This window comes from Kitasatospora sp. NPDC058046, from assembly GCF_042885595.1.
Lineage (GTDB): Bacteria > Actinomycetota > Actinomycetes > Streptomycetales > Streptomycetaceae > Kitasatospora.
Map to the genome: position 1 here is coordinate 462,417 of NZ_JBHVRS010000001.1, position 21,719 is coordinate 484,135.

Sequence of the window (21,719 nt, forward strand, 5' to 3'; positions counted from 1 at the left end):
GCTCACAGCACCTGGAGGTTCTTCCGCAGCTCGAACGGGGTGACCTCGGAGCGGTACTCCTCCCACTCCTTGTGCTTGTTGCGCAGGAAGAAGTCGAAGACGTGCTCGCCGAGGGTCTCGGCGACGAGTTCGCTGCGCTGCATCAGGTCGATGGCCTCGCCGAGGTTCTGCGGCATCGGCTGGATGCCGAGGGCGCGGCGCTCGGAGTCGGTCAGCGCCCACACGTCGTCGTCGGCGCCGGGCGGGAGCTCGTAGCCCTCCTCGATGCCCTTCAGGCCGGCCGCGAGGGTGACGGCGTAGGCGAGGTACGGGTTGCAGCCGGTGTCCAGGGAGCGGACCTCGATCCGGGTGGAGCCCTGCTTGCCCGGCTTGTACATCGGCACCCGGATCAGCGCCGAGCGGTTGTTGTGGCCCCAGCAGATGTACGAGGGCGCCTCGCCGCCGGCCCCGGCGGTGCGCTGGGAGCCGCCCCAGATCCGCTTGTAGGAGTTCACCCACTGGTTGGTGACGGCGGCCGTCTCGGCGGCGTGCTTCAGCAGCCCGGCGATGAAGGACCGGCCGACCTTGGAGAGCTGGTACTCGGCGCCGGACTCGTGGAAGGCGTTGCGGTCGCCCTCGAACAGCGAGACGTGGGTGTGCATGCCGCTGCCGGGGTGCTCGGAGAACGGCTTGGGCATGAAGCTCGCGTGCACGCCCTGCTCCAGCGCGACCTCCTTCATGACCAGCCGGAAGGTCATGATGTTGTCGGCGGTGGAGAGCGCGTCGGCGTAGCGCAGGTCGATCTCCTGCTGGCCGGGGGCGCCCTCGTGGTGCGAGAACTCGACCGAGATGCCCATCGACTCCAGCATGGTGATCGCCTGGCGGCGGAAGTCGTGGCCCACCCCGCGCGGGGTGTGGTCGAAGTAGCCGGACTGGTCGGCGGGGATCGGCGGGGTGCCGTCGCCGGGCAGGTTCTTCAGCAGGAAGAACTCGATCTCCGGGTGTGTGTAGAAGGTGAAGCCCTGCTCGGAGGCCTTCTCCAGGGTGCGCTTGAGCACGAACCGGGGGTCGGCGAAGGAGGGCGAGCCGTCCGGCATCAGGATGTCGCAGAACATCCGGGCGGTGCCCGGGGTCTCCGAGCGCCACGGCAGGATCTGGAAGGTGGTCGGATCCGGCTTGGCGATCATGTCGGACTCGTACACCCGGGCGAACCCCTCGATCGCCGAGCCGTCGAACCCGATGCCCTCCTCGAAGGCCTGCTCCAGCTCGGCCGGCGCCACCGCGACCGACTTCAGGAAGCCGAGCACGTCGGTGAACCACAGCCGGACGAACCGGATGTCACGCTCTTCGAGCGTCCGAAGCACGAACTGCTGCTGCTTGCCCATGGGGACAGTCTCACCTCTGCTCTTTACGCTCGTGTTACGCCCCGGAGGCCGTGGAAAGACCTCGTAAAGCGGTTGCCCCCATCATGGCCGATCCCCGCCCGGCCCGGCAGTGCCGACCCCCGCCGCCGGCTCCCGCCCAGGACATCGCGTCAGTTAGACGATTACACTCGGGGCATGCCCAATCTCCGTCTCGCCCTGTGCCAGACCGACCCTTGGGTCGGTGACCTCGCCCGCAACGGCGACGAGGTGGTGCGCCGGACCAAGCAGGCCGCGGAGGCCGGCGCGCAGCTGGTCGCCTTCCCCGAGATGGCCCTCACCGGGTACCCGGTGGAGGACCTCGCCCTGCGCCACTCCTTCGTCGAGGCCTCCCGCGCCGCGCTGGTCGCCCTGGCCGCCCGGCTGGCGGCGGAGGGGCTGGGCGGGGTCCCGGTGGTGGTCGGCTACCTCGGGCGCTCCGAGCACGCCTCGCCGCGCTTCAACCGCCCGGCCGGCTCCCCGCAGAACTGCGCCGCCGTGCTGCTCCGGGGCGAGGTGGTGACCCGCTTCGCCAAGCACCACCTGCCCAACTACGGCGTGTTCGACGAGTTCCGCTGGTTCGTCCCGGGCGACCAGCTGCCGGTGCTGCGGCTGCACGGGGTGGACGTCGCACTGGCGATCTGCGAGGACATCTGGCAGGACGGCGGCCGGGTCACCGCCGCCCGCGAGGCCGGCGCCGGGCTGCTGCTGGTGGTCAACGGCTCCCCGTACGAGCGGAACAAGGACGACCAGCGGCTGGAGCTGGTGCGGCGCCGGGCCGCCGAGGCGGGCTGCGCCCTGGCGTACGTCAACATGGTCGGCGGCCAGGACGAGCTGGTCTTCGACGGCGACTCGATCGTGGTCGGCGCGGACGGTGGAGTCCTGGCCCGCGCCCCGCAGTTCGAGGAGCACCTGCTGGTGCTGGACCTCGACCTGCCGGCCGCCGCCGGCGACGACACCGACGGCCTGCTGCTCAGCGACGGGCTGCACCTGGTCCGTACCGAGCTGGGCGGCGGGCCGCAGGCCGCGCCCGCCGAACCGCTCACCGCCGGGGTGGCGCCGCGGCTGTCCGACGAGGCCGAGATCTGGGCCGCGCTGGTCTCCGGCACCCGGGCGTACGTGGCCAAGAACGGCTTCGGCTCCGTGCTGATCGGCCTGTCCGGCGGCATCGACTCGGCACTGGTGGCCGCGATCGCGGTGGACGCGGTCGGCGCGCCGAACGTGCACTGCGTCTCGATGCCCAGCCGCTACTCCTCCCAGCACTCCCGGGACGACGCGGCCGAACTGGCCCGCCGGACCGGGCTGCGCTTCCGGACCGTCTCCATCGCCCCGATGTTCGACGCCTACCTGGGCGCCGTCGAGCTGACCGGCCTGGCCGAGGAGAACCTCCAGTCCCGGCTGCGCGGCACCCTGCTGATGGCGATCTCCAACCAGGAGGGGCACCTGGTGCTCGCGCCCGGCAACAAGAGCGAGCTGGCGGTCGGCTACTCGACCCTGTACGGCGACTCGGTGGGCGCCTACGGGCCCGTCAAGGACGTCTACAAGTCGCTGGTCTTCCGGCTGGCGCGCTGGCGCAACGAGGAGGCCGGGCGGCGCGGCGAGGTGCCGCCGATCCCGGAGCACACCATCACCAAGCCGCCGTCCGCCGAGCTGCGGCCGGACCAGGTGGACACCGACTCGCTGCCCGACTACGACCTGCTGGACAGCCTGCTGACCCGCTACATCGAGGGCGACGAGGGCCGGGACGCGATCGTGGCGGCCGGCTTCGACCCGGCCCTGGTGGACCGGGTGGTCCGGCTGGTCGACACCGCCGAGTACAAGCGGCGCCAGTACCCGCCGGGCCCGAAGATCTCGGCCAAGAACTTCGGCCGGGACCGCCGCCTGCCGATCACCAACCGCTGGCGCCGCGGCTGACCCCCACCCGGCCAGCGCTCACCCGGCCGGCCCTCAGGAGGAGTACCGGTACGTGGCGGCCACCGGGAGGTGGTCGCTGCCGTCCCGGGGCAGGGTGCGGGAGTCCACCGGCTTCAGCCCGCCCTTGCTCATGATCTGGTCGATCCGGGCCATCGGGAAGGCGGCCGGCCAGCTGAAGCCGAAGCCGTCCCCGGCGGCGCCCTGGGCCGAGCGCATCTGCGAGGTGACCGGCGCCAGGCTGCGGTCGTTCATGGTGCCGTTGAGGTCGCCGAGCAGCAGGACCTTCTTCAGCGGCTCGGCCTGGATCGCGTCGCCGAGCGCCTGCGCGCTGACGTCCCGCTGGTTGACGGTGAAGCCGCCCTCGGCCTTCAGCCGCACCGAGGGCAGGTGCGCGACGTACACCGCGACCGGGCCCTGCGGGGTGGTGACCTCGGCCCGGAAGGCCCTGGTCCAGCCGATCTTCAGGTCCACCGGGGTGACGTCGCCGATCGGGTACTTCGACCAGAGCCCGACGGTGCCCTCCACGGTGTGGTGCGGGTAGGCGGCGGCGAGCCCGGTCTCGTACGAGCGCAGCTGCTTGCCGGCCAGCTCCTGCAGGGCGACGATCTGGGCGCCGGAGTCCACCAGGGTGCGGACGGTGCCCGGCACGTCGGTGTTGGCGGCGGCGACGTTGTGGCTGACCACCGTCCAATCGCCCTTGCCGCCGCTCTTGTCGCTCAGCAGGCCGCCGAACAGGTTGGCCCAGAGCACGACGGGCAGCAGCAGGGCGATCAGCGCGGTGGCGGAGCGGCGCAGCAGCGCGGGCACCAGCAGCACCGGGACGGCCAGGCCCAGCCAGGGCAGGAAGGTCTCCAGCAGGCTGCCGAGGTTGCCGGCGCTGTTGGGGACCTCGGCGTGCAGGGCGATCAGCGCGGCGGTGAGCACGGCCAGCGCGGCGATCACCAGGCCGCGCCGCCAGGTGGTGCTGCCGCGGGCGTCCCGGCCCCAGTGGCGCAGGCCGAGGAAGCCGCCTCGACGCGACGCGGGGGCCGGGCCGTCGGCGCCGCCCCCTGGGGCCGCGATCCGTTCGGTCCTGTCCGCCTGCGCCATGAAGTGGCTCCCGTTCGCTCGTGCCGCCGCCGTTCCGGTACCCGGACCGTCGAAGGTGCGGGCACGACCGGACCGGTGCCGGTTTGATCGGATACCCGGCTCAGCCTATGCCGGGACAGACGTCGGGCCCGCTGAGCGGGTTCCGGCGTGGCCCGGTTTGGTGAGCGAGGCCACGTCCGGTCCGGCGGGCGAGGCCGCGTCCGGTTCGGTGGGCGCGGCCGCGTCCGGGGCGCCGTCCGGCCGGGTCAGCGGGGTGCGAGGCCTTCGAGCATGGAGTCGACCAGCTTGCGGGCCAGGTCCGGGTCCTCCAGGTCGGAGTCGTCCCACAGGATGCTGCGGTAGAGGATCGGCCCCATCAGCAGGTCGTTGAGCAGTTCCAGGTCGAGGTCGTCGCGGATCACGCCCTCGGCGACGGCCCGGCGGATCAGGCCGAGCCCGACCTCCCGGCGGGGCTTGATCACCCGGTCCCGGTAGGCGGTGTACAGCTCGGGCAGGGTCTGCATCTGGCCGAGGGCGGCCTTGAGCACCCAGCGGGTGCGCTTGGCCAGGCCGCGCCGGCGGACGTGGTCCACCAGGGCGATCAGGTCGGCCCGGGCGCCGGCGCCGGTGGGCTCCGGCAGCGGCTCCTCCAGTCGGCTGACCACGTCGACCAGCAGGGCCTCCTTGTTGGGCCAGCGCCGGTAGATGGTGGCCTTGCCGACGCCGGCGGCGGCGGCGATGCCCTCGATGGTGAGCTCGGACAGCGCGGTGCCGCCGGCCATCAGGTCCTCGACGGCCCCGAAGATGGCCTGCTCGGCGGCCTCGCTGCGGGGCCGGCCACGGCGTACCTCCGCGCAGTGCTGCCCGGTGCCGGCGGTCGGCGTGTCCGTCTTCATCCCCGCTGTCTCTCCCTCGTCCTCCCCGGTCGCCCTGGCGCCGTGGGGTGTCCTCCGGTGGGCCCTCGGCAGGGGGCCTGCCGGGACCGAGGCCCCGCCACCCGGGCGTACCCGGGTGACAGGGCCATTGTCACTCAGTCGCGGTACGGCCGGCCGCCGGTCAGGCGTCCGCGGCCGCGGACTCCCGCTCCTGGCCGCGCTGCTCGGGGGCCGGCCCGGCCGGTCCCGCGGGGGCGGCCGAGCGGCCCGGCAGCAGGAACCAGGCGACGACGGCGCCGATCACCGAGACGCCCACCGAGAGCGAGGCGACCACGTGCATGGCGTGGATGAAGGAGTCGTTCGCCGGGGCGACCAGCGCCTCGCCGCCGGGGATGCGGCCGGCGATGGCCAGGGTGGCCTCCAGCGACTCGCCGGCCTTGTCGCGCAGCCCCTCGGGCAGGTGGGTCAGGGTGTCGGCCATCCCGTCGCGGTAGACGGTGGAGAGCACCGCGCCGAGCACGGCGACCCCGAGCGAGCCGCCGACCTGGCGGAAGGTGTTGTTGACGGCCGAGCCGGCGCCGGCCTTCTCGCGGGGCAGCGAGGCCATGATCGCGACGGTGACCGGCGGCATGACGTGCGCCATGCCGGCGCCCATCACCAGGCCGAGCAGGACCAGCACCCAGATCGGGGTGGTGGCGGTCAGCACGACGTAGCCGACGAAGCCGAGCGCGACCAGCAGCATGCCGCCGGCGGCGGTGGCGGCGACGCCGAGGCGGTCGACCACCAGCCGGGCCCGCGGCGCGAACACCAGCTGGGCGGCGGCCAGCGGCAGCATCAGCACACCGGCCTGGAGGGCGCTGTAGCCGCGCACGCTCTGGATGTAGAAGACGCCGAAGAAGGAGACGCCCATCAGCGCGAAGAAGATCACGCCGACGACCACCACGGAGGCGCTGAACACCCGGTTGCGGAACCAGGTGACGTCCAGCGCGGGGAACGCGGTGCGGCGCTCGTACCAGACGAAGGCGACCAGCGCGACGACGCCGACCAGGGTCGGCACCCAGGCCCCGGCCGCGGTGAAGTCGGCCAGCTCGCCGCCCTTGATGATGCCGTAGATCAGCGCGACCAGGCCGATGATCGACAGCAGTACGCCGATCGGGTCCATCCGGCCCGGGTTGGGGTCCTTGGACTCGGGGACCAGGATCACCATCGCTATCACCGCGACGACCACGATCGGGACGTTGACCAGGAAGACCGAGCCCCACCAGAAGTGCTCGATCAGCAGGCCGCCGGTGATCGGGCCGATGGCGATGGCCAGGCCGACCGCGCCGGCCCAGATCCCGATCGCCTTGGGCTGCTCGGAGCGCTCGAAGACGTTCATGATGATCGCCAGCGTGGCGGGCATCGCGAGCGCGCCGCCGACGCCCATCAGGGCGCGGTAGCCGATGAGTTCACCGGGCGAGGCGGCCAGCGCGGACAGCAGCGAGGCGATCCCGAAGACCACCATGCCGGCCAGCAGCGCGCGCTTGCGGCCGAACCGGTCGCCGAGCAGGCCGGAGGTGAACAGCAGCCCGGCGAAGACCAGGGTGTAGGAGTTGATCGACCATTCCAGGTCGCTCTGGGTGGCCCCGAGGCCGACCGGCGCGGGGGTCGCGATGGTCTTCATCGCGACGTTGAGGATCGAGTTGTCGAGCACGACGACGAGCAGGGCGAGCAGCAGGGTGCCGAGGATCGCCCAGCGCCGACGGTGGATGGCTTCCGGCACGCGGGGTGGCGCGGCTGCGGTGGTCATGGGTGTTCCCGTCCGTGGTGGTGTGGCACTGGCGGGCAATTCCGAGCCGAATGCGTCTCGTAACCCCCTGCACCAGACTAGCGGCCGATACGATACGAGACGAACCCGTTTCGTAAAGAGCAGGCAAATTCGGGGGCCTCCCGCGCACCCCGGCGCGGGGCGCCCGCGCACCCGGTGCGGCGCGGATCGCACCCGGTGTGGCGTGGATCGCACCGGGACGAACGCACCCCTCTTTGCGCCGGAGCCGGGGCGTGCAAGCATGGAGGTGATCCGGGGACGCCGTACGGCGCCACGAGACGACAACCCTTCAGGAGTCCGTTCGATGAACGCTTCTACGCCTTCGCCTGCCCAGAACCAGGCGTCGACCACCACCCTCTACGGCGGGGTCACCAACCGCCGGGTCACCGTCCGCGACCTCGCCGCCGCCAAGCAGCGCGGCGAGAAGTGGTCGATGCTGACCGCCTACGACGCCCTCACCGCGGGCGTGTTCGACGAGGCCGGCATCCCGGTGCTGCTGGTCGGCGACTCGGCGGGCAACTGCCACCTCGGCTACGAGACCACCGTCCCGGTGACCATGGATCAGATGGTGATGCTCTCCGCCGCCGTCGTCCGCGGCACCAAGCGGTCCATGATCGTCGCCGACCTGCCGTTCGGCTCCTACCAGGAGTCCCCCGCCCAGGCCATGCACAACGCGGCCCGGCTGATGAAGGAGGCCGGGGTCGGCGCGGTCAAGCTGGAGGGCGGGGAGCGCAGCGCCCGCTCGATCGAGCTGCTGGTCGAGGCCGGCGTCCCGGTGATGGCCCACATCGGCCTCACCCCGCAGTCCGTGCACGCCCTCGGCGGCTACCCGGTCCAGGGCCGCGGCGACGAGGCGGCCCACCAGCTGCTCCGCGACGCCAAGGCCGTCCAGCAGTCCGGCGCCTTCGCGGTCGTGCTGGAGGCCGTCCCGGCCGAGCTGGCCGCCCAGGTCACCGAGCAGCTGGCGATCCCGACCGTCGGCATCGGCGGCGGCCCGGACACCGACGCCCAGGTGCTGGTCTGGACCGACATGGCCGGCATGACGGCCGGCCGGGTGCCCAAGTTCGTCAAGCAGTACGCCGACCTGCGCACCGTCCTCGGCGACGCCGCCCGCGCCTACGCCCAGGACGTCCGCACCGGCGCCTTCCCCGCGGCCGAGCACAGCTTCACGTAAGGACCGCCGCCGGCGGCCCCGCTCCCCCGCCGGGAGCGGGGCCGCTGCCGTTCCCGGCCCCTCCGCGGCCGCTGACAGCGGCGTGACAGCGAACCGACAGCGCACCGCCCCGGCCGACAGGGAGCTGACAGCCGGGGCGGACAGCCTGGGGGCATGACACGAATCGCGACAGCCCCGAACGACCGGGGAACCACTTCCGGGAACGCCGTGGAGGTGCGGGGCATCGTCAAGCACTACGGCGAGACGAAGGCCCTCGACGGGGTCGACCTGACCGTGCGGGAGGGCACCGTGCTCGCCCTGCTCGGCCCCAACGGCGCGGGCAAGACCACCCTGGTGCGTGTCCTCTCCACCCTGATCAAGCCGGACGCCGGCACCGCGTACGTCGGCGGCTACGACGTGCTGCGCCAGCCCAAGCAGCTGCGCCGCACGATCGGCCTCACCGGCCAGTACGCCTCCGTGGACGAGCTGCTCTCCGGGTACGAGAACCTCTACCTCATCGGCCGGCTGCTCGACCTCCCGCGCCGGGAGGCCCGGGCCCGGGCCGCCGAGCTGCTGGAGCGCTTCTCGCTCACCGAGGCCGCCAAGCGGACCGCCAAGACCTACTCCGGCGGCATGCGCCGCCGCCTCGACCTGGCCGCCAGCATGATGGGCCGCCCCCGGGTGCTCTACCTGGACGAGCCCACCACCGGCCTGGACCCGCGCACCCGCAACGAGGTCTGGGACGAGGTGCAGCGGATGGTCGCCGAGGGCAGCACCGTGCTGCTGACCACCCAGTACATGGAGGAGGCGGAGCAGCTCGCGAACGAGCTGACCGTCATCGACCGCGGCCGGGTGATCGCCAACGGCGCCGTCTCCGAGCTCAAGGCCAAGGTCGGCGGCCAGACCCTCCAGGTCCGCCCGGCCCACCCGGCCGAGCTGCCCGAGATGGCCCGCTGCCTGCACGAGAACGGCGTCCTCAACGCCACCGTCTCCACCGACACCGGGCTGCTCGCGGTGCCGATCACCGGCGAGGAGCAGCTGACCGCGGTGATCGGCGTGCTCGGCACCCGCGGCTTCGCCATCGCCGGCATCGACACCAAGGTGCCCAGCCTGGACGAGGTCTTCCTCGCCATCACCGGCAAGCCCGCGTCCGCCGCCGTGCCCGCCCCCAGCCTCGCCAAGGAGCCCGTCGCATGACCACCGCCACGCTCACCCCCTCCCGGGCCCGGGACACCCGGCCCCCGGCGGAGGACTCCCGGATCGGCCTGACCGGCACCCTGCGCCACGTCGGCGCGCTGACCCGGCGCAACCTGATGCGGATCAAGGCCGACCCGGAGTCGATGTTCGACGCCGTGCTGATGCCCGTCATCTTCACCGTGCTGTTCGTCTACGTCTTCGGCGGCGCGATGGCCGGCGACCAGGACACCTACAAGCAGTACCTGATCCCCGGCCTGCTCGGGCAGACCGGCCTCACCCTCGCGATGGCCGTCGGCACCGGCCTCAACAGCGACTTCCAGAGCGGCGTGATGGACCGCTTCCGCACGCTGCCGATCGGCCGGGCCTCCGTCCTGCTGTCCAAGATCGTCGCCGAGACCCTCCGCGGGCTGCTCTCCTTCGCGATCCTGATCGGCTTCGCGATGTGCATCGGCTTCGAGGTGAAGACCGGACCGCTGGAGGTGCTGGCCACGATCGGCCTGGCCCTGCTGTTCGGCATGTCGATCGTCTGGATCTCGATGCTGCTGGGCATGGCCCTGCGCAGCGCCCAGGCCGTCCAGGGCGTGGCCATGCTGGTCCTGATGCCGATGCAGTTCGGCAGCTCGATCTTCGCCCGGACCGACACCATGCCGGGCTGGCTGCAGTCCTTCACCAAGGTCAACCCGCTCTCGGCGCTGGCCGACGCCTCCCGCTCCCTGCTCAACGGCACGGGTCCGGTGGCCCACCCGGTGATGATCGTGCTGATCTGGTCGGCCGCCGTGACCGCCGTCTTCGCCCCGCTGGCGGTCGCCCGGTTCCGCAAGCGGACCTGACCCCCATGACCACCGTCGGCTCCCCCGGCCCTCGCCGGGGAAGGCCGCCGGGCAGGACGGCCGGCCGCCCCGGACAGGCGCCGGCCGCCGTACGGGCCCGTGCGGCCGGTGACCAGGGGACGGGCACCGGCCGTACGGGCACCGGCTGTACGGGCACCGACCGCCCGGGCCCGACCGCGCCGTGGCTAGCCGAGCAGCCCCTCCAGCAGCTCGAAGACCTGCTCCTGGGTCATCCCGACCCCGCCCGCCCGGGCCTCCTCGTACCCCGCGTCCCCCAGCGACTCCCGCAGGGCCGCCTCCGAACGCGCCCGCTCGACCCGGTCCAGGTAGCCGCCCTTCGGGCCGTTCAGCCCGCCGTGGGCGCCGGCCAGCACGGCCGCCGCCCGGGCCCGCCCGAGGTCCCCGTCGCGCTGGGCGAAGCTGCCCAGCACCGCCGTCACCGCAGGCACCACCATGACCGTCATGTGCTCGGCGAAGCCGCTCGCGGCCGTCACCGCCCGCAGCTGCCGCCAGCCGGCGCGCAGCAGGTCGAGCCCCGCCTCCGGGTCCCCGGCCCGGGCGGTGATCCAGCCGCGGGCGCTCATCAGCATCCCGGTCACCAGGCTCGGCGCGAAGCCGCCGACCCGGACTATGTCCAGCTCGTCCAGCTCGGCCAGCGCCTGCGCGAACTCGCCGCGGTGGGCGTGGATGCCGCAGAGCGTCAGGTGGCCGAACATCAGCGCCCCGGTGGTGGCCTGGTTGAGGCCCGGCGTGTCGATGGAGGCCAGCGCCTCGCGGACGACCCGCTCGCCGTGCTCCATGTCCTGCTCCAGCAGGGCGGTGCCCAGGTTCACCCGCAGGATCGGCACCTCCTGCGGCGCCCCCAGCTCCTCGATCAACTCGATCGCCCGCGCGTACGCCTCGGCGGCGGCCGCGGCCTCGCCCCGGTTGGCCAGCGACTCGCCGTGCGCGGACAGCGCCTGGGAGATCCCCCAGAGGTCGCCCGACTGCTCGTACAGCTCCAGCGAGCGGGCGCCGTCCTCGATGCTCTGCTCGGCGCCGCTCGGCCAGTCGTTCATCATCCTGGCCCGGACCTGCAGGATGAACGCCAGGTCGCTCGGCCCGCCGTACTGCTCGCAGCCCTGGACGGCGTCGTCCATCAGGTCCTTCATCATGTCCAGGCGGCCGGCCAGGAAGGCGCCGAACACCCGCATCAGCGCCGGGAAGCGGTAGGACTGCGGCAGGTCCGGGGTGTAGGCGTCCATCAGCCGCTGGGCGACCTCGATCGCCTCCGGGTCCCCGAGGACGTCCAGGTTGCCCTCGAACAGCCCGATCAGCCGGAACATCGCGAGCAGCCGGCGGGCCTCCTCGACCACCGCCGTCGGCAGCGGCAGGTCGTACGCCAGCACGCCGCGCTCCAGCGGCACCGCCCGCGGGGCGTCCGGGCCGAACGGGTCCGGGCCGAGCGCGGCGATCGCGGTGTACCAGGTGCGCGCCTCCATGCTGTAGCCGCGCAGCGACCAGTACCAGCTCATGCCGATGGCGAGGAGCAGCGCCTGCTCCTCGTCCCGCAGGTCGATCGCGCGGCGCAGCGCCGTCCGGATGTTGTCCTGCTCGCGCTCCAGCACCGTCAGCCAGTGCAGCTGCCGGGGGCCGTGGATCTCCGCGTCAGCGGCGGCGAGCAGGGTGCGGAAGTGCGCCAGGTGGCGGGCCTCGGTGGCGGCGCGCTCGGCGGCGGACCCGGCGAGGCGCTCGGTCGCGTACTCGTGGATGGTCTCCAGCATCCGGTAGCGCGGCAGGCTGGCCCCGTCCAGGTCGGCCACCAGCAGGGACTTGTCGACCAGCGACAGCAGCAGGTCGGCGACCTCGCCGGGGGCCACCTCGACGCCGTCGGCGCAGACCGCCTCGGCGTCCTCCAGCTGCCAGCCGCCCGCGAACACCGAGAGCCGGCGCAGCACCGCCCGCTCCCGCTTGCCCAGCAGGTCCCAGCTCCAGTCGACCACCGCGCGCAGCGTCTGCTGGCGCGGCAGCAGGGTGCGGCTGCCCGCGGTGAGCAGCGCGAACCGGCCGTCCAGCCGGTCGGCTATCTGGCGCGCCGTCATCACCCGCAGCCGGGCCGCGGCCAGTTCGATGGCCAGCGGCAGCCCGTCCAGCCGGCGGCAGATCTCGGCGCAGGCCTCCGGGTCGCCCTGCGGGTCGAAGCCGGGGCGGGCGGCGGCGGCGCGCTCGACGAACAGCCGCAGCGCGACCGGGTCGGGCAGCGGCTCGACCGGCAGCACCGTCTCCCCGGGCACGCCCAGCGGCTCGCGGCTGGTGGCGAGCACCGTCAGCCCGGGGCACTCGGCGAGCAGGACGTCGGCGAGGTCGGCGGCGGCCTGGATCAGGTGCTCGCAGTTGTCCAGGACGAGCAGCATCCGGCGGTGGCCGCAGTGCTCGACCAGCCGGCGCACCGGGTCCTCGGCCCGCTTCTCGATCACCTCGGCGACCATGCTGGTGCTGTGCAGCACGATCTCGCGCAGGCCGAGCGCGGAGACCACGGCGGCGGGCACCGCGTCCGGGCTCTCCAGCGGGGCGAGTTCGGCCACCCAGACGCCGCCCGGCCAGCCCCCGGCGGCCTGTTCGGCGCGCCCGGCCTCGGTCGAGAGGCTGGTCTTGCCGGAGCCGCCGGGGCCGGTCAACGTCACCAGCCGACGGTCCGTCAGCATCCCGCGCAGCGCGGCGAGATCGTCCTCGCGGCCGACGAAGCTGGTCAGCCGGCCGCGCAGGTTGCCGACGGTGCGCGGGAGTTGGGGAGCGGCGGCGGCGGGTACGGGCGCGGGCGCGGCGTGGACCGGCTCCGGCGCCTCCGGGGCGAGCAACTCGGCGTACAGGGACTGGAGTCCGCGGCCCGGGTCGGCGCCGAGCTCCTCGGCCAGGGCCCGCCTGGTCCGCTCGTAGTGGCGCAGCGCCTCGGCCGTCCGTCCGCTCTCATGCAGCGCCCGGATCATCAGCAGCTGCAACGACTCGTCCAGCGGCTGCCGTTCGCACAGCTCGGCCAGCTCGGCGACCAGGTCGGCGGCGCGGCCGAGGCCGAGGTCGGCGGTGATCCGGTGGCGGCGGGCCTCCTCGCGCTGGGCCTCCAGCCGGACGGCCGGGCCGGTGCGGTCCGGCAGGTCGGCCAGCGCGGGGCCGCGCCACAGCGCCAGGGCGGCGCCCAGCCGCTCGGCGGCGAGCGCGTGGTCCCCGGTGTCCAGGGCGCGGCGGCCCTCGCCGGTCAGCCGCTGGAAGTCGGCGAGGTCGGTGGCCGGACCGGTCAGCCAGTACCCGGCCGGGCCGGAGCCGACCTCGTCCCGGCCGATGGTGCGGCGCAGCCGGCCGACCAGGGTCTGGAGCGCGGCGGAGGAGTCCTGGGGCGGCTCGGCCTCCCACACCTCGTCCACCAGCAGGTCGGCCGGCACCGGCCGGCCCTGCCGGAGGGCCAGGGCCGCGAGCAGGGCCCGTAGCCGGGCGCCGCCGATCGGTACCGGGGTGCCGTCGTCGTGGTGGGCCGTCGTGGTTCCGAGGATGCCGTAGTGCACCGGACCATTCTGGTCGATCGGCGGGGGAAGGGCCGCACAATTGTGCAGGGCCCGGCGCCCCGGCGGAACCGACCCCGGGCCCTCGGACGTTCACCGGAGGCGGCTTGTCCGGCCACCGGCCCGCCCGGCATGATCGGTCCCTGCCGGTCCTTCCCGTTCCCTCTGCCCACGGAGCACCCACACCATGACCTTCGCCGCCACGCCGCGCTCCCGCAGCGAGGACCGCCGGATCAGCCCGGTGTTCTGGGTGCTCCTGGCCGTCCTCGGCACCTCCGGCTGGGCGGTGTACCAGGGCTACGGCAACGCCTCGTTCGGGGTGTTCCTGTTCGTGGTCGCGGGCTGGATGGTCTCGCTCTGCCTGCACGAGTACGCCCACGCGCGCACCGCGCTGCACGGCGGCGACATCTCCGTCGGCGCCAAGGGCTACCTCACGCTCAACCCGCTGAAGTACGCCAACGTGCTGCTCAGCTTCGTGCTGCCGATCGTCTTCGTGATCCTCGGCGGCATCGGCCTGCCCGGCGGCTCGGTCTGGATCGAGCGGCACCGCATCCAGGGCCGGCTCAAGCACAGCCTGATCTCGGCGGCCGGCCCGCTGGTCAACCTGCTCATCGCGGCGGCGCTGCTGGTCCCGATCGGCGCGGGCTGGCTGGACGACCCGACCGTGCACGCGTTCTGGGAGGGCCACGAGCTGATCATCTCGCCGTTCTCCGGCGCGCTGGGCTTCCTCGGCTTCCTCCAGCTGAGCGCGGCGGTGCTGAACCTGCTGCCGGTGCCCGGGCTGGACGGCTACGGCATCGTCGAGCCCTGGCTGTCGTACCAGACCCGGCGCGCGATCGAGCCGTTCGCGCCGTACGGGATGCTCGCGGTGTTCGCGCTGCTGTGGCAGCCCCAGGTGAACGAGTTCTTCTTCGGGATCGTCCACGGCCTGATGAACCTGTTCGGCGTGGACCAGGACTACGCGACGCTCGGCCGGTACCTGTTCAGCTTCTGGAAGAACTAGCCCTGCTCGGCGGCCGGCGCTACTCGGCGGCGGCCGCGGTCGCGGCGGCGATCCTGGCCCGGCGGCGGTCCATCCACAGCACGTTGCTGGCCACGCCGGCCAGCGGCAGCCAGATCAGGCCCAGCCAGAAGCCCTGGACCAGCGAGACCACCAAGGCCACGAGCGCGAGGACGACGGCGGCCAGGGCGAAGCGGGACGTGCGAGGCATGGCGGAGGGCTCCTAGAACGGGTGCGGGCGGCCGGGTCACGGCCGCCACCCATTGTCGCCGACCTCACCTCCGGACCGGGTCCAGGGGTGAGGTCGACACGCCTCTGCCCGGATCCGCTCAGACGTCGGTGATCCGCAGGCCCGCGTGGGCCTTGTAGCGGCGGTTGACCGAGATCAGGTTGGCGACCAGCGCCTCGACCTGGTGGGCGTTGCGCAGCCGGCCCGCGAAGATGCCGCGCATCCCGGGGATGCGGGCGGCCAGGCCCCGGACGACGTCGGTGGCCTCCCGGTCGTCGCCGAGCACCATGACGTCGGTGTCGATGCTCTCCACCGACTCGTCCTGCAGCAGCACCGCCGAGAGGTGGTGGAACGCGGCGGTGACCCGGGAGTCCGGCAGCAGCGCGGCGGCCTGCTCGGCGGCGCTGCCCTCCTCCGGCTTCAGCGCGTACGCGCCCTGCTTGTCGAAGCCCAGCGGGTTGACGCAGTCGACGACGATCTTGCCCGCGAGCTCCTCGCGCAGCGCGGTCAGGGTGGCGGCGTGGCCGTCCCACGGGACCGCGATGATCACCACGTCGCTCTCCCGGGCGACGGTGGCGTTGTCGGCGCCGCGCACGCCGAGGCCCAGCGCGGCCGCCGAGGCCTCGGCCCGGGCGGCGTCGCGGGAGCCGATGATCACCTGCTGGCCGGCCTTGGCCAGCCGCAGGGCGAGTCCTCGCCCCTGGTCGCCGGTGCCACCGAGGACACCGACCACCAGCTGGGAGACGTCCGGGACCTCGTGGGCCGGGTTTGTCGCTGAATCGAGGGAAGTCATGGGCCGATCCTGCCAAATCCCCGGCCCGGCGGGACATCCTGGCCCGCATGGACGCGGTGAGAGTTTCGGCACTCCGGGAACGGCTGACGGGAACGGGCTGGCTGGAGGAGGTCGGCGGCTTCGCCGGCGCGCTGCGCCGCTCCGTGGAACGCCGCAGCGCGAGCGGGCTGCTGCTGGTCGGCACCGAGGCGTACGAACCCTGGCACCTGGCCGCCCACCTGGACGACGAGGCCGCCTGGTCGGACGTCCCCCGGCTGGCGCCCACCCTGCTGCGGCACAGCCCGCCGGCCGACGCCCCGGCCCACCTGACCCACGACCTGCGGCGGCTCACCGAGGCCGGGCGCGGCGACACCGTGCTGGTGGTGGTCCCCCGGGCGGCCGGCGCCGCGCTGCTGGAGCGGGTGCACGACGCCCGGCGGCGCGGCGCGACCGTGCTCGCGCTGGACGGCGGCTCCGCTGACGCCGACGGGCCGGACGGGCTCGCCGCACCCGACGGGCCCGGTGGTTCCGGCGGGCCCGGTGCGTCCGGCGGGCCCGGTGCGTCCGGCGGCCGTGGCGAACCCCACGGCCTCGACGAACTCCGCCGGCTCGCGCACGAGCGGCTGACCGTCGGCACCGCCGCCGAGGGGCCGTTCGACCTCGCCCAGCACCTGGTCAGCGTCGCCGCCGGGCAGCGGACCGGCCGCCGCTCCGTCCGGGACCGGCTCGCCGACCTCGCCGGGCGGCTGGCCTCGGGGCCCGCGATCACCCGCTGGTGACCCTGTTCACCACCCGGCCGAAAAGTTCACGCCCCGGTCGAAAACCCTTTGCGGAAGCGGTGGCCGCCACCCGAGGATGACGGTTCGTGAACGTCGACGAACCCCCGCATCCCCCCGTGCCCGGGCGCGCCCGGAGGCTGCTGCACTCGCTGACGCCCGACCTGTCCCCCTGGCGCGCCTCGCGCGACTTCCGCTACCTGTGGACCTCCGGCTGCGTCACCAGTTTCGGCGGCTTCCTGACCCTCGTCGCCGTGCCGATGCAGATCAAGGAACTCACCGGCTCCTCCTTCGCGGTCGGCCTGATCGGCGCCGTCGAACTGGTGCCGCTGATCGTCTTCGGCCTGTGGGGCGGCGCCCTCGCCGACGCCCTGGACCGCCGGAAACTGGTGCTGCGGGCGGAGGTCGCGCTCGGCCTGCTGGCCGGGCTGCTGCTGGTCAACGCCCTGCTGCCGCACCCGCTGCTCTGGCCGATCTACCTGGTCGCCGCGCTGGTCGCGGCCGCCGACGGCATCCAGCGCCCGGCACTGGACTCGCTCCTCCCGCGGCTCGTCCCGCACCAGCACCTGACCGCCGCGTTCGCCCTCAGGTCGCTGTACCACAACGCCGCTTCGGTGGCCGGCCCGGCGCTGGCCGGTGTCGTGGTGGCCTTCGCCGGGGTGCAGACCGCGTACGCGCTGGACGTCCTCTCCTTCGCCCTCTCGCTGCTGCTGCTCGTCCGGATCAAGGCGGTGCCGCCGCCCACCGGCGCCGAACGGCCGTCCGTCCGGGCGGTGCTCACCGGGGTCCGCTACGCGTGGAGCCGCAAGGACCTGCTCGGCACCTACGCGATCGACGTCTGCGCCATGCTGTTCGCCTACCCGGTGGCCGTCTTCCCGTTCCTGGCCTCGGAGTTGGGGGCGGACTGGGCGCTCGGCCCGATGTACGCGGCCTCCGCCCTCGGCGCCCTGCTGGTCGGCGCGACCAGCGGCTGGACCTCCCGCGTCCACCGGCACGGGCGGCTGCTGGTGGTCGCCGCCGTCGGCTGGGGCGCGGCGATGGCGCTCGCCGGGCTCACCGAGCACATCGGGCTGGTGCTGCTCGGCCTGGCGCTGGCCGGCGGCGCCGACGAGATCAGCGGGCTCGCCCGCTCGACCATGTGGAACCAGTCCATCCCCGACGAGCTGCGCGGCCGGATGGCCGGCGTGGAACTGCTCAGCTACTCCGTCGGCCCGCAGCTCGGCCAGGTCCGGGCCGGCACCATGGCCGGGCTGGTCGGCGTGCGCGCCGCCGTCTGGGCCGGCGGTGCCGCCTGCGTCGTCGCCGTGCTCGCGGTCGCCGCCGCCCTCCCGAAGCTGCTCGCCTACGACGACCGCACCGACCCGAACGCCGCGGCCGTGCGCGCCGAACACGAGCGCGCCGCCCGGGAGGCCGCGCCGACCGCCTGACCGGGGTCGGGATCGGGGTCCCGCCGTGGTTACTCGGCCTCGTCCTTGGGCCGGTCGCTCCAGCGCGGGTCGTTCCGCCACTCGCGGTTGCGCTCGTCCGCGATCCGCAGGGCCTGGGCGGCCTCCTCGGGGCTGCCGTACGGGCCCAGGCGGTCCTTCGCCGGGCACTCCGGGCCCTCTTCGACCTTGTTGTGCTTGATGCAGTAGAACCACTCGCCGGGTTTGCCGGTCGGCTTGCGGTTGAATCCGAGGGGCATGGCGCTCTCCCGTTCAGAAGGCCAGAAGGATGGGTCGGTACCGATCATTCCCCGCCCCGGGCCCGGCCGCACACCACCCGGGGCCGCGGAGCCCGACGACTAGACTCGCGGCATGGCTCTCGTACCCGGCATCCAGTCCCCCACCCGCAAGGTCCCGGCGCACATCGCGCGCCCCGAGTACGTCGGCAAGCCCGCGCCGACGCCGTACACCGGGCCCGAGGTGCAGACCGCCGAGACGATCGAGAAGATGCGGATCGCGAGCGGGATCGCCGCCCGGGCGATGGCGGAGGCGGCCAAGCTGATCGCCCCCGGCGTCACCACCGACGCACTGGACGCCGTCGCCCACGCCTACATGTGCGACCACGGCGCCTACCCGTCCGACCTCGGCTACCGGGGCTTCCCCAAGTCCGTCTGCACCTCGATCAACGAGGTGATCTGCCACGGCATCCCGGACTCGACCGTGCTCCAGGACGGCGACATCGTCAACATCGACGCCACCGCCTACATCCACGGGGTGCACGGCGACCTCAACGCCACCTACCTGGTCGGCGACGTGGACGAGGAGTCCCGGCTGCTGGTCGAGCGCACCCGGGAATCCCTCGACCGGGCGATCAAGGCGGTCAAGCCGGGTCGTCAGATCAACGTCATCGGGCGGGTCATCGAGTCCTACGCCAAGCGCTTCGGCTACGGCGTGGTGCGGGACTTCACCGGACACGGCATCAACACGTCGTTCCACTCCGGCCTGATCATCCCGCACTACGACAGCGAGCGGGCCACCGAGGTGATCAAGCCGGGCATGACCTTCACCATCGAGCCGATGCTGACCCTGGGCACCTACGACTACGAGATCTGGCCGGACGGCTGGACGGTCGTCACCAAGGACCGCAAGCGCACCGCCCAGTTCGAGCACACCCTGGTGGTCACGCCGACCGGCGCGGAGGTCCTCACCCTGCCGTGACCCACCCGGCCCGGTGGGCGCCCTAGCCGATCAGCCACTGCTCCTCGGCGACGGCGCCCACCTCGGTACAGGCGTCGGTGAGCACGTCCAGGACGCGCAGCGGGTCCGGCAGCGGCTGCTCGGGCCCGCGCAGCCACCGCACGTGGGAGCCGTCCGGCAGCGCGGCCGGCGGCAGCAGGGTGTACGAGCCGCGGCAGTGCCAGCGCAGGCCGGGGTGCTCGGACATGGTGTCCGGGGTGGAGTCGAGCGCGCTCGGCCACCACTCGTCCTCGTCCTGCGGGGTGCCGCGGGTGGCGGTGAAGAAGAGGTAGCGGTCCTCGCCGACGGCGGCGACGGGGCCCTCGACGCCCAGCGCCGTCAGCCGCTCCAGCGCCAGCCGTCCGGCCTCCGCCGGGACGTCCAGCACGTCGTGCACCCGGCCGGTGGCGGTGATGAAGTTCGCCTCCGGATCGCGGGAGAGCCAGCGGGAGAGCTGCTCGGGGTCGGTGGTGGCCTGGGTCTGCCAGGCGAAGGAGACCGGGTGCTGCGCCGGGGCCGGACAGGCCACCCGGTCACAGGAGCACCGGTAGCCGGCCGGGTGGGCGGCGGGCGCGAGCGGGAATCCGGCGCGGACCGCGCCGAGCAGCTGATCGAGGTCGGCGGCCGGCCCGTCCGGGCCCCCCGCCCGCTGACGATCACGCTTCTGCCACCAGGTCGTCCACCTGCTGCCGGCTTCCATCGGGCCCCTTCCGCGCAACTGCCGTGCCTGGTGCGACACAGCGTTCGACGTACCACTCCGACGCAACGCACGGCGCCCCCGTCTGCTTCCCGGGGTGCTCGGCCCTGACGTCGGCGCCCTGCCGGCCGCGGCCCGGGGTCACCGGACGGCCGACGCCCGGGTCACGGTACGCAGTCGCGGCAGCACGCTGTCCGCGCCAAATCGGCCGGAGGGCGCGCGGATTCGCGCCTCGCCCGGCCCGTACGGGCCCGCTGACCCGGGTGGACCCCGAGGGCGTAACAGGAAGGATAAGGGTGCGGAGGGCCTCCGGATGACCGGGGGCGGTGCCTCTCCGGTCACACTCCCGGCGACGGCCGCGGGTGCGGCCCACGGGTGCGCCCCGGGCTCGTCCGCGGAGGTGAGACCCTGGAGGGATGAAGAGCGCGGACACCGCATTCGTCGGCGGCCCCCTGGACGGGAAGATCCTCCCCATCCCGCTGGGGCCGATGCTCGGCGTGCCCAAGAAGTACAAGGTCCCGGTCCCCGCGCACGGCGGGACTCCCGCGCGCACACTGGTGTACGTCCGGAGCAAGCAGGTTCGGGGCCTGAGCTGGTTCTGGCGCTACGAGTACGACGAGGCGGCCTCCGGCTGACGGCCGCCCCCTCCCGCCGCGGCCCCCGGAGGTCGGCCGCAGTCTCCCCCGGAGGTCGGCATGGCGAGGACGGTACGGCACCCGCGGGACCGCTCCCGGGCGGTCCGGCACCACAACCGGGAGGTCGCCGGCGTCACCGGGGTGCTGCTCCTGGCGGTGTGCCTCTACAGCGTGGTCATCGAGCCGAACGCCTGGCTCTGGTTCGGCTGGGCGGTGCTGCTGCTGGTGTGCGTGGCCCTGTTCACGGTCCGGCCGTGAGGCCCTCCCCCCGGCCGCCCGGACCGCTCGGGCCACCCGGGCAGCAGCACCGCCCGCCCCGCTCCCCCCGGTCGGTCAGTCATCCTCGGCGAGGATGAGGTACAGCTTCTTCCGGGCCTCGGTCAGCACCGTCAGGCCCTTGGCGCGCTGCGCCTCGGTGCCCGTGGCCATGACCTGGCGGATCGCCTGGTCGACGGCGGCGAGCGCCTGGCCGACCTCCTGGACGGCCTCCCAGTCGACCTCCCGGCCGGCCTCCGCCCACGGCTCGGCCGGCCCGGCGTCGGCCTCGGCCCGGCCCGCCTCGGTGAGCGAGACCAGCCGCTTGCCGCCGACCTCCTCCGCGGTGATCAGGCCCTCCTCCTCCAGCAGCTGGAGGTTGGGGTAGATCGACCCCGGGCTGGGCCGCCAGGCCCCGCCGGTCCGCTCGGCGATCTCGGCGATCATCTCGTAGCCGTGCATCGGCCGCTCCTTGAGCAGCGCCAGCAGCGAGGCCCGGACGTCACCGCGCCGGGCCCGCCCGCCGCGCCGTCCGTGCGGGCCACCGCGCCGGCCGCCGTGCCCGCCGAAGCCGTGCCCGTACGGGCCGCCCATCGGCCGGCCGGGACCGCCGCCACCGAACGGCGGGCCGAACCCGCCGAACGCCTCCCGGCCCTCGAAGCCCTCCCCGGGCATCCCCCGGAACTCCGGCCCCGGGCCCGGCCCGCGGCGCCGACCGCCGCCGCCGAGGCCACCGGGGCCGCCACCGTCACCGCCGCGCGGGCCCTCCCAGCGGAATCGCCTTCCTTGACGTTCTGAGCGCATCGCGCCCACCTCCTCGAATCTCTGAGGTTCAACGAGGCAGTCGAGTCACTGTCTCGATAGCTCGACGATATATCGGCGACTGTCGCTCGTCAACGGATTCCGACACGCCCACGGAGCACCGCGCAGCCCCCGCCC

Annotated in this window: 20 protein-coding genes; 10 read left to right on the plus strand and 10 right to left on the minus strand. The window is 73.7% G+C overall.

The features are described 5' to 3' along the window. Positions 1 to 2 precede the first annotated feature (2 nt). Positions 3 to 1,364, minus strand: coding sequence for a type I glutamate--ammonia ligase (gene glnA, locus ACFVU7_RS02135; RefSeq protein WP_049652796.1), 1,362 nt, complete (start codon positions 1,362 to 1,364; stop codon positions 3 to 5). Positions 1,365 to 1,538: 174 nt separating this feature from the next. Here glnA and ACFVU7_RS02140 point away from each other — a divergent pair, with 174 nt between their 5' ends. Beyond that, positions 1,539 to 3,293, plus strand: a complete 1,755-nt coding sequence (locus ACFVU7_RS02140) for an NAD+ synthase (protein ID WP_388043862.1) — start codon at positions 1,539 to 1,541, stop codon at positions 3,291 to 3,293. A 33-nt stretch (positions 3,294 to 3,326) separates the two neighbouring features. Here the strand turns inward: ACFVU7_RS02140 and ACFVU7_RS02145 are convergent, their stop codons facing one another. From ACFVU7_RS02145 to ACFVU7_RS02155, 3 genes are all read right to left on the minus strand, one after another. Then, complete coding sequence (locus ACFVU7_RS02145) at positions 3,327 to 4,382, minus strand: endonuclease/exonuclease/phosphatase family protein (RefSeq protein WP_388043864.1); 1,056 nt, start codon at positions 4,380 to 4,382, stop codon at positions 3,327 to 3,329. A 245-nt stretch (positions 4,383 to 4,627) separates the two neighbouring features. Next, on the minus strand, positions 4,628 to 5,257 hold the full coding sequence (locus ACFVU7_RS02150) for a TetR/AcrR family transcriptional regulator (RefSeq protein ID WP_074000856.1): 630 nt from the start codon (positions 5,255 to 5,257) through the stop codon (positions 4,628 to 4,630). A 160-nt stretch (positions 5,258 to 5,417) separates the two neighbouring features. Beyond that, positions 5,418 to 7,025 carry an MFS transporter gene (locus ACFVU7_RS02155; protein ID WP_117487485.1) on the minus strand — a complete coding sequence of 536 codons (1,608 nt, stop codon included), beginning with the start codon at positions 7,023 to 7,025 and terminating at the stop codon, positions 5,418 to 5,420. A 322-nt stretch (positions 7,026 to 7,347) separates the two neighbouring features. Between ACFVU7_RS02155 and panB the strand changes: the two genes are divergently transcribed. From panB to ACFVU7_RS02170, 3 genes are all read left to right on the plus strand, one after another. Continuing rightward, entirely contained in the window at positions 7,348 to 8,217 is an 870-nt protein-coding gene (gene panB / locus ACFVU7_RS02160; protein ID WP_049652786.1) for a 3-methyl-2-oxobutanoate hydroxymethyltransferase, read from the plus strand. 153 nt (positions 8,218 to 8,370) lie between these two features. Then, positions 8,371 to 9,393 carry an ATP-binding cassette domain-containing protein gene (locus ACFVU7_RS02165; protein ID WP_388043866.1) on the plus strand — a complete coding sequence of 341 codons (1,023 nt, stop codon included), beginning with the start codon at positions 8,371 to 8,373 and terminating at the stop codon, positions 9,391 to 9,393. Beyond that, positions 9,390 to 10,223: an ABC transporter permease gene (locus ACFVU7_RS02170; protein WP_074000854.1), complete on the plus strand. Its 834-nt coding sequence runs from the start codon at positions 9,390 to 9,392 to the stop codon at positions 10,221 to 10,223. Before ACFVU7_RS02165 ends, ACFVU7_RS02170 begins: the two co-directional genes overlap by 4 nt. A gap of 185 nt (positions 10,224 to 10,408) precedes the next feature. Here ACFVU7_RS02170 and ACFVU7_RS02175 read toward each other — a convergent pair whose 3' ends face one another. Beyond that, positions 10,409 to 13,759 carry an ATP-binding protein gene (locus ACFVU7_RS02175; RefSeq protein ID WP_388043867.1) on the minus strand — a complete coding sequence of 1,117 codons (3,351 nt, stop codon included), beginning with the start codon at positions 13,757 to 13,759 and terminating at the stop codon, positions 10,409 to 10,411. Between the two features lie 184 nt (positions 13,760 to 13,943). Between ACFVU7_RS02175 and ACFVU7_RS02180 the strand changes: the two genes are divergently transcribed. Beyond that, positions 13,944 to 14,759 carry a site-2 protease family protein gene (locus ACFVU7_RS02180; protein ID WP_049660242.1) on the plus strand — a complete coding sequence of 272 codons (816 nt, stop codon included), beginning with the start codon at positions 13,944 to 13,946 and terminating at the stop codon, positions 14,757 to 14,759. Between the two features lie 19 nt (positions 14,760 to 14,778). On the opposite strand, the gene ACFVU7_RS02185 is transcribed toward ACFVU7_RS02180, so the two are convergent. Together ACFVU7_RS02185 and npdG are read right to left on the minus strand one after the other, a co-directional pair. Continuing rightward, positions 14,779 to 14,967, minus strand: coding sequence for a hypothetical protein (locus ACFVU7_RS02185; RefSeq protein ID WP_074000852.1), 189 nt, complete (start codon positions 14,965 to 14,967; stop codon positions 14,779 to 14,781). A 118-nt stretch (positions 14,968 to 15,085) separates the two neighbouring features. After that, complete coding sequence (gene npdG, locus ACFVU7_RS02190) at positions 15,086 to 15,778, minus strand: NADPH-dependent F420 reductase (protein ID WP_049660247.1); 693 nt, start codon at positions 15,776 to 15,778, stop codon at positions 15,086 to 15,088. 47 nt (positions 15,779 to 15,825) lie between these two features. Here npdG and ACFVU7_RS02195 point away from each other — a divergent pair, with 47 nt between their 5' ends. Together ACFVU7_RS02195 and ACFVU7_RS02200 are read left to right on the plus strand one after the other, a co-directional pair. Next, positions 15,826 to 16,536 carry a hypothetical protein gene (locus ACFVU7_RS02195; RefSeq protein ID WP_388043870.1) on the plus strand — a complete coding sequence of 237 codons (711 nt, stop codon included), beginning with the start codon at positions 15,826 to 15,828 and terminating at the stop codon, positions 16,534 to 16,536. 86 nt (positions 16,537 to 16,622) lie between these two features. Beyond that, positions 16,623 to 17,960, plus strand: coding sequence for an MFS transporter (locus ACFVU7_RS02200; protein ID WP_375874052.1), 1,338 nt, complete (start codon positions 16,623 to 16,625; stop codon positions 17,958 to 17,960). A 29-nt stretch (positions 17,961 to 17,989) separates the two neighbouring features. Here ACFVU7_RS02200 and ACFVU7_RS02205 read toward each other — a convergent pair whose 3' ends face one another. Then, positions 17,990 to 18,217, minus strand: coding sequence for a hypothetical protein (locus ACFVU7_RS02205; RefSeq protein ID WP_049659898.1), 228 nt, complete (start codon positions 18,215 to 18,217; stop codon positions 17,990 to 17,992). Between the two features lie 112 nt (positions 18,218 to 18,329). Here ACFVU7_RS02205 and map point away from each other — a divergent pair, with 112 nt between their 5' ends. After that, positions 18,330 to 19,175 carry a type I methionyl aminopeptidase gene (map, locus tag ACFVU7_RS02210; RefSeq protein WP_049659897.1) on the plus strand — a complete coding sequence of 282 codons (846 nt, stop codon included), beginning with the start codon at positions 18,330 to 18,332 and terminating at the stop codon, positions 19,173 to 19,175. Between the two features lie 22 nt (positions 19,176 to 19,197). Here the strand turns inward: map and ACFVU7_RS02215 are convergent, their stop codons facing one another. Further along, positions 19,198 to 19,893: a bifunctional DNA primase/polymerase gene (locus tag ACFVU7_RS02215; protein ID WP_049659894.1), complete on the minus strand. Its 696-nt coding sequence runs from the start codon at positions 19,891 to 19,893 to the stop codon at positions 19,198 to 19,200. Positions 19,894 to 20,306: 413 nt separating this feature from the next. On the opposite strand from ACFVU7_RS02215, the gene ACFVU7_RS02220 reads away from it, so the two are divergent. Then, positions 20,307 to 20,525 carry a hypothetical protein gene (locus ACFVU7_RS02220; protein ID WP_053112518.1) on the plus strand — a complete coding sequence of 73 codons (219 nt, stop codon included), beginning with the start codon at positions 20,307 to 20,309 and terminating at the stop codon, positions 20,523 to 20,525. A 60-nt stretch (positions 20,526 to 20,585) separates the two neighbouring features. Beyond that, positions 20,586 to 20,783: a hypothetical protein gene (locus tag ACFVU7_RS02225; protein WP_375874053.1), complete on the plus strand. Its 198-nt coding sequence runs from the start codon at positions 20,586 to 20,588 to the stop codon at positions 20,781 to 20,783. Between the two features lie 75 nt (positions 20,784 to 20,858). Here the strand turns inward: ACFVU7_RS02225 and ACFVU7_RS02230 are convergent, their stop codons facing one another. After that, on the minus strand, positions 20,859 to 21,584 hold the full coding sequence (locus ACFVU7_RS02230; protein WP_117487491.1) for a PadR family transcriptional regulator: 726 nt from the start codon (positions 21,582 to 21,584) through the stop codon (positions 20,859 to 20,861). Between the last annotated feature and the right edge of the window lie 135 nt (positions 21,585 to 21,719).